Raw genomic sequence first — 5,812 nt, forward strand, 5'->3', positions numbered from 1 at the left:
GTTTGACGGGTGAGCGTTTCGTCGCGGATCCCTTCGGTCCCGCGGGAAGCCGGATGTACCGCACGGGTGACGTCGTCCGTTGGAACAGGGACGGTCATTTGGTGTTCGTCGGTCGGGCGGATGATCAGGTCAAGTTGCGTGGTTTCCGTATCGAGTTGGGCGAGATCGAGGCCGTCGCGGTGGAGCTTCCGTCCGTCGCGCAGGCCGTCGCGATGGTCCGGGAAGACCGCCCGGGGGACCAGCGCCTCGTGCTGTACGTGGTGTCCGGTGACGAGGGCGTGGTTTCGGAGGTCCGTCGTCATCTCCAGCTGAAGTTGCCGGACTACATGGTGCCGTCCGTGGTGGTGCCGCTCGACTCGATGCCGTTGACGCCGAACGGGAAGGTGGATCGCAAGGCGCTTCCGGTTCCGGACCGGGAGGGCGCGTCCGGCGGTTCGCGGGTCCCCGGTGATCCGCGCGAGGAGCTGATGTGCGGCCTCTTCGCCGAGGTGCTCGGCCTTGAGTCCGTCGGCGTGGACGACGGGTTCTTCGCTCTCGGCGGGCATTCGCTGCTGGCGACACGCCTGGTGGCGCGGGTGCGGTCCGTCCTCGGGGTCGAGGTTGCGGTGCGGGATGTGTTCGAGCATTCTTCACCGGCCGCTCTGGTGCGGGTGCTGGAGAAGCGGGCGGGTCGTGTGCGGCCTGGAGTGTTCGCGGCGAGCCGCCCGGAGTGGGTCCCGGTGTCGTTCGCGCAGCAACGCCTCTGGTTCCTCCACCAGTTGGAGGGACCCAGCCCCACCTACAACATCCCGTTGGCGTTGCGTCTGTCGGGCGCCCTGGACATCGCCGCTCTGCGGGCGGCGCTGGGTGACGTCGTTGCGCGGCACGAGAGCCTGCGCACCGTGTTCGCGGACTCCTCCGAGCACGGAGCGGTACAGGTCGTACTGGGCTCGGCCGTAACCGAGTTGGCCGTGCGCGAGGTCGCCGTGGAGGAGCTGGACACCGCCGTGGAGGAGGCGGCGCGCTACGCCTTCGACCTCGCCACGGAGGTGCCGTTGCGGGCAGAGCTTCTGCGGCTTGGCGACGGCGCGCATGTGCTCGTGCTGGTGGTGCATCACATCGCTGCCGACGGCGAGTCGTTGAACTCACTGGCGCGTGATCTGACGCGTGCGTACGCGGCGCGCGTCGAGGGAGGGGCCCCGGTGTGGGCCGAGTTGCCGGTGCAGTACGCGGACTACGCGTTGTGGCAGCGTGAGGTGCTTGGTGCGGAGGATGATGCGGAGAGTCCGGTTGCCGAGCAACTGGCTTACTGGCGTCGTCAGTTGGACGGTCTGCCGGAGGAGCTGAGCCTCCCCGTCGACCGTCCCCGCCCGGCGGTCGCCTCGCATCGCGGTGCACGGGTGATGTTCGAGATCCCCGAGCAGCTTCACGCTCAACTGCGTGAGTTGGCGCGGTCGCAGGGGTGCAGCATGTTCATGGTGGTGCACGCGGCGGTGGCGTCGCTGCTGTCGCGTTTCGGTGCGGGCGAGGACGTGCCGATCGGTTCGCCGATCGCGGGCCGTACGGACGAGAGCCTGGCCGACCTGGTGGGCCTGTTCGTCAACACCCTCGTGCTGCGCACCGACCTCTCGGGCGACCCGACGTTCGCCGAGCTGCTGGGTCGGGTGCGGGATACGGACCTTGCGGCGTACCAGCACCAGGACGTGCCCTTCGAGCGCCTGGTCGAGGCACTGAACCCGGCCCGCTCCCTCGCCCGGCACCCCCTCTTCCAGACGATGCTGACCTACAACACCAAGGACCCTCACGGTCCGGTTTCGGCCGATGGGCCGATCGAGGTGTCCCCGTACGCATTCGAGGTCGACACGGCCAAAACCGACCTCGCGTTCACCCTCACCGAGCGGTCCGACGCCGAGGGCCGGGCGGCTGGCATTGTCGGCCAACTTGCCTACTCCCAGGATCTGTTCGACGAGCAGACCGCCGTCCGGCTGGTGTCCGGCCTGCAGCGGCTCCTGACCTTCGTCGTCGAGGAACCGGGACGCCCGGTCCGTACCCTCCCCGTACTGTCCGAGGCCGACCTCGCGCGGATCACACGCGAGTGGAACGACACGGGCGTACCCGCTCCCGCGGTGCCGCTCGTCGAGCGCTTCGAACGCCAGGCACGGGCCACCCCCGACGCACTCGCCGTGGTGAGCGCAGACGGCGCCGCCTCGTACGGGGAGCTGAACGCACGCGCGGACCGGCTGGCCCGTCTGCTGCGGAGCCGCGGTGTCGTCGCCGAGTCGTTCGTCGGCGTGCTGCTGCCGCGCGGCACGGACCTCGTCGCCGCGCTGCTCGCCGTGTGGAAGGCCGGCGGCGCCTACGTACCCGTGGACCCGGAGTACCCCGCCGACCGCATCGGCTACGTACTGACCGATGCGGCACCCGCGCTCACCCTCACCACCGGCGCGCTCGCCCCGCTGGTGCCGGAGACCGCGTCCCCTGTGGCGATCGAACTCGCCGATGTGCCGGACGACGTGGCGGACCAGGCGCCTCCCGGGACAGCCGTGCCGGTCGGGGAGGACTGTGCGGCGTACGTCATCTACACGTCCGGTTCGACAGGACGGCCGAAGGGCGTCGTCGTGTCCCGCGGGAGCGTGTCGACGTACGTCGGCCACGCGGCTTCCTCCTACCCGGACATGGCCGGAGTGTCGATGGTCGGCTCGTCTGTCGCGTTCGACCTCACCGTGACCGGCCTGATCACGCCCCTCACCACCGGCGGCGCGGTATGGCTGGCGGAGTGGGACGAGCGGACGACTGTGCCGCCCGAGGTCTCCGGCGCCGACGGGGTCGCGATCGCGAAGGTGACGCCCAGCCACCTGCCGGTGCTCTCCCTCGTACCGGACGCGATGCGGCCGTCCGGCACGCTGGTGCTCGGCGGTGAGGCCCTGGGCGGCGCCGCGCTCGACGGCTGGCGAGCCGCCCACCCGGACGTGACCGTGGTCAACGCCTACGGCCCGACCGAGGCCACCGTGAACTGCTGTCAGTTCGTGCTGGCACCGGGGGCGCCGACACCGGACGGAGCGGTACCGGTCGGACGGGCGTTCCCGCACGCGCGGCTGTACGTCCTGGACGAGGGGCTGAGCCCTGTACCGCCGGGTGTGCCCGGTGAGCTGTACATCGCCGGAGACGGTCTGGCCCGTGGCTACTGGCACCGCCCCGGGCTGACCGCCGAACGCTTCGTCGCCGACCCGTTCGGCCCCGCGGGAGCCCGTATGTACCGCACGGGCGACGTGGTGAGGTGGGACGCCGACGGCCAGATCGTGTTCGTCGGCAGGGCGGACGACCAGGTCAAACTCCGCGGCTTCCGCATTGAGTTGGGCGAGGTGGAGGCAGCACTCGTCGCGCAGCCGTCGGTGTCGCAGGCCGTGGCGATGGTGCGGGAGGACCGCCCGGGCGACCGGCGGCTCGTGGCGTACGTCGTGCCCGCAGGCGTCGACTCGGACCCGGCGGGCGTACGCGCGGAGGCCGCTCGACGGCTGCCGGAGTACATGGTGCCGTCGGTGGTGGTGGCGCTGGATTCGGTGCCGTTGACGCCGAACGGGAAGGTGGATCGCAAGGCGCTTCCGGTTCCGGACTGGGAGGGTGCGTCCGGCGGTTCGCGGATTGCGGGTGATCCGCGCGAGGAGCTGATGTGCGGCCTCTTCGCCGAGGTGCTCGGCCTTGAGTCCGTGGGCGTGGACGACGGGTTCTTCGCTCTCGGCGGGCATTCGCTGCTGGCGACGCGTCTGGTGGCGCGGGTGCGGTCCGTCCTCGGGGTCGAGGTCCGGATTCGGGATGTGTTCGAGAACGCGACCCCCTCGGCGCTCGTACGCGTGCTGGAGGAGCGGGCGGGACGCGTGCGGCCTGGTGTGGTGGCGTCGGGGGAGCGGCCGGAGTGGGTTCCGGTGTCGTTCGCGCAGCAACGCCTCTGGTTCCTCCACCAGTTGGAGGGACCCAGCCCCACGTACAACATTCCGTTGGCGTTGCGTCTGTCGGGCGCCCTGGACGTCGCCGCTCTGCGGGCCGCCCTGGGCGACGTCGTCACGCGGCACGAGAGCCTGCGCACCGTGTTCGCGGACTCGGAGCTCGGGGGTGGTCAGGTCGTACTCGAGGCCGCCGCACCGGAGTTGGCGGTACGGGACATCGTGGCCGAAGGGCTGGACGCGGCAGTCGTGGAGGCGGCGCGGTATGCCTTCGACCTCGCGGCGGAGGTGCCGTTGCGCGCGGAGCTGCTGCGCGTCGCCGCGGACGAACATGTGTTGGTCGTGGTGGTGCATCACATCGCCGCCGACGGCGGGTCGCTGGGCCCGCTGGCGCGTGATCTGACGCGTGCGTACGCGGCACGTGCGGCGGGTCGGGAGCCGGTGTGGGCCGAGTTGCCGGTGCGGTACGCGGATTACGCGTTGTGGCAGCGTGAGGTGCTTGGTGCGGAGGATGATGCGGAGAGTCTGGTTTCCGAGCAACTGGCTTACTGGCGTCGTCAGTTGGACGGTCTGCCGGAGGAGCTGAGCCTTCCCGTCGACCGGCCCCGGCCGGCGGTCGCCTCACACCGTGGTGCACGGTCGGGCTTCGCGATACCCGCCGATGTGTCGGCGCGCTTGCGTGAGTTGGCGCGTGCGCAGGGGTGCAGCATGTTCATGGTGGTGCACGCGGCGGTGGCGTCGCTGCTGTCGCGTTTCGGTGCGGGTGAGGATGTGCCGATCGGTTCGCCGATCGCGGGTCGTACGGACGAGAGCCTCGCGGATCTGGTGGGTCTGTTCGTCAACACCCTGGTGCTGCGCACCGACCTGTCGGGGAATCCGACGTTCGCCGAGCTGCTGGGTCGGGTGCGGGATACGGATCTTGCGGCGTATCAGCATCAGGACGTGCCGTTCGAGCGGCTGGTCGAGGCGCTGAACCCGGCCCGCTCCCTCGCCCGGCATCCCCTCTTCCAGACGATGCTGACCTGCACCAACCAGCGTCAGCCCGAGCTCGGTGCCGAGATCAGCGGCGTGGACGTCGAGCCGGTCTCCTTCGCCGACGTCACCTCGCGGTTCGACCTGACCTTCGAACTCGCCGAAACCGCCGTGGCGGACGGCGGGTTCGAGCTCCGAGGAAGCGTCGAGTACGCGACCGAGCTCTTCGATGCGGAAACCGTCGAGCGCTTCACTTCCGGGCTCAACACTCTCCTCGACACGGTGTCCCGTGAGCCGGAGACGCTCGTGCACACGATCGACGTGCTGCCGGCCGACGTGGCCGACCGCGTCGTGCGGGTGTGGAACGAGACGGATGTGGTTGTTCCGTCGGGTTCGCTGGTGGAGTGGTTCGAGGAGCACGTCGCGGAGCGGCGGGACGCGTGGGCCGTGGTGTGCGGCGAAGAGCGCCTGACCTACGGGGAGTTGAACGCGCGCGTGGAAGGCGTCGCGGGTGTGCTGGTGGATCGTGGTGTGGGTGTGGGTTCTGTGGTGGGGGTGGTGTTGCCGCGTTCGGTGGATCTGGTGGTGACGTTGTTGGCGGTGTGGAAGGTCGGGGGTGTGTATGTGCCGTTGGATCCGGAGTTCCCGGAGGAGCGGTTGGCGTATGTGGTGGGAGACGCCGACCCGTTGGTGACGGTGACCGTGAACGCGCTGGTGGCGCGTTTGCCGGAGGGGTCGCGGCGTGTGGTGCTGGATGCGCCGGAGGTCGTCGAAGAGGTGGCCGGCTGGTCCGGTGCGACTCTGCGGCGCTCGGTTTCCTCCGGTGCTGCGGCGTATGTGTTGTACACGTCGGGTTCGACGGGGCGGCCGAAGGGTGTGGTGGTGTCTCGGGGTGCTTTTGAGAATTTTGTGGTGGGGAT

Annotated in this window: 1 protein-coding gene; it reads left to right on the top strand. The window is 69.9% G+C overall.

The window, feature by feature from the left end; all coding sequences use genetic code 11:
• Window positions 1–134 precede the first annotated feature (134 nt).
• A partial coding sequence (locus ORI94_RS34840) for a non-ribosomal peptide synthetase (protein ID WP_266083080.1) occupies window positions 135–5,812 on the top strand: 5,678 nt, incomplete at its 3' end.

The sequence above is a fragment of the Streptomyces sp. NEAU-W12 genome (genome assembly GCF_026242095.1).
Taxonomy (GTDB): Bacteria; Actinomycetota; Actinomycetes; order Streptomycetales; family Streptomycetaceae; genus Streptomyces.